The sequence below is a fragment of the Paenibacillus sp. 01T422 genome (assembly GCF_056398785.1).
In genome coordinates this window covers 1-1793 of record NZ_JBFTQB010001109.1, presented here as the reverse complement: position 1 = coordinate 1793, position 1793 = coordinate 1, and the positions used below count along the sequence as shown (strand labels likewise).

Annotated in this window: 4 protein-coding genes; 3 read left to right on the top strand and 1 reads right to left on the bottom strand. The window is 37.4% G+C overall.

Going from position 1 to position 1793, the window contains the following annotated elements; all coding sequences use genetic code 11:
* Positions 1–269: 269 nt before the first annotated feature.
* A complete protein-coding gene (locus tag AC1DUA_RS36145; RefSeq protein WP_477504320.1) occupies positions 270–758 on the top strand; it encodes a hypothetical protein in 489 nt (162 codons plus the stop codon).
* A gap of 13 nt (positions 759–771) precedes the next feature.
* Here the strand turns inward: AC1DUA_RS36145 and AC1DUA_RS36140 are convergent, their stop codons facing one another.
* Positions 772–903 (bottom strand): hypothetical protein, encoded by a 132-nt coding sequence (locus AC1DUA_RS36140; RefSeq protein WP_477504319.1) that lies wholly within the window; start codon positions 901–903, stop codon positions 772–774.
* A 157-nt stretch (positions 904–1060) separates the two neighbouring features.
* Between AC1DUA_RS36140 and AC1DUA_RS36135 the strand changes: the two genes are divergently transcribed.
* Both AC1DUA_RS36135 and AC1DUA_RS36130 read left to right on the top strand, forming a co-directional pair.
* Positions 1061–1270: an alpha/beta-type small acid-soluble spore protein gene (locus tag AC1DUA_RS36135; RefSeq protein ID WP_127450781.1), complete on the top strand. Its 210-nt coding sequence runs from the start codon at positions 1061–1063 to the stop codon at positions 1268–1270.
* A gap of 118 nt (positions 1271–1388) precedes the next feature.
* Positions 1389–1553, top strand: coding sequence for a hypothetical protein (locus tag AC1DUA_RS36130; protein WP_477504318.1), 165 nt, complete (start codon positions 1389–1391; stop codon positions 1551–1553).
* Positions 1554–1793: the final 240 nt, after the last annotated feature.

Sequence of the window (1793 nt, the reverse complement as noted above, 5' to 3'; positions counted from 1 at the left end):
GGGTTATTTAGATTAATTTACTCCTTGCGAGCTCTCGCTCCCTATCGCTAAGCCTCGCATGGTTGCCGTCAGTTTATATCCATCAGATAAGTCTTTGCTTCCCATTCCCTCACACCCCCGCAGTGTGTTAATATAGATCATAGGAACATATGTTCGATACACCATGATTCTTGCTAGGACCTTACGAATATTCAGCCGATGTTCATTCATAAAAATCCACTTAATGGGCAAACTAACGACCATTCCCAGTTTGTGAGGTGTGGTCATTTATGAATCAAATCATTCAAAATATGGATTTTAGTAAAGGTTGGTGGTACCCAGCAATTCTTGGTGTTTTTCTATTGTTGTTCATCATTTTTATGCCCAAAAGATTAAACATGCCAGAGATATATCTCACTTTCGGTCTAATCGCCGGACTTGTTTGGGTTATCGATACTATATTTTCCATTTGGCTTGATTTATTTGACGTTGGTAGCCCCAATAAACGAGGTATCCCCGAGTTCTTCATGTACACTATTATTCCTCCGGGTTTTGCCGTTATTTATCTAAACGTTTATCAAGAATCCAAAAAACTTCTCTACACAATATTATTCACAGCTATATCAGAGCTTGCCGAGTGGCTAGCTGTAGCTGTTGGGATAATGACATTAAAACACTGGAACCCCTTGTACTCGATACCTGTTTATTTGGTTGTATACTATTTCTATTTACCGTTTCATTTACGTATTATGAAACGAACTTCGAGATCTGAATATTAATCGTTGATGTATTTCAATATTCAATATGACAAATAGATGAATCAGCAGTAATCCTCTGCAAGCCCAGAGCGCAAGCAGAGGATTTTTTATTTTCTTCACTCACAACACCTTTTTCATCTTTATTTAAAAGCGCAAATGTAATCAACTATCTACTGGCTCCGCTATTCGCTTATTGTAATCGTTCCAATCACCTGACAAATCTATTCGAATTTATTTTTTATATAATTATTAATTTTCAATGCATAAGAATTCCTTCCACTCCAAATGATATGATTACACCAACAAAAGGAGTGATTTTTTCCATGGCAAACAACAGTACATTAGTGGTTCCTCAAGCAAAAGCAGCTTTAAATCAAATGAAATATGAAGTAGCTCAACAACTAGGAATTCCGCTTTCACCAGACGGTTACAATGGAAATCTCGCGACTCGCGATGCAGGCTCTATTGGTGGCAGTATTACGAAACGATTGGTACAAATGGCTGAACAGCAACTCCAAGGCTTTCAACGTTAAACTTTTTTGACTTTAAAGCAAGCTTGCACAAAAGACTTCTAGTCACCTAGCCTCCTCCAGGTGTCATGAAGTCTTTTTATTTTGACATCGAATAGCAGTGAGTTGGAGATGATACAGAATGACACAAAAGGGCAAGCAGGAATCTACAGATGTGACAAATGATCTTAACGAGAATATAGCAACAGATATCTTGCATACAACGGATGAAGTCAAAAATATGAATGACCGTATCAAGGCCGAAACAACCCCCGAGACATGTCGTGCAACTTTAGATGGAAATTAATTGGGTAAGAACAATGCATCGTTTACGCAAATAAGCCTTGTGGGTTAAGTTTCCCCGCGAGGCTTTATTCCGTTATTGGATATTGGTGGAATAAATAGAAGGCTATATAGTAGTATATAATTATTATTTAATAATTCTAGGAGTTGATAACTTTGACTACACCTTTTTTGTTTTTGTTGGAATTAGTTAGAATCGTCATTTTTCTGGCTATTGGTTATGGAATACTAGGATGGGTAGAGC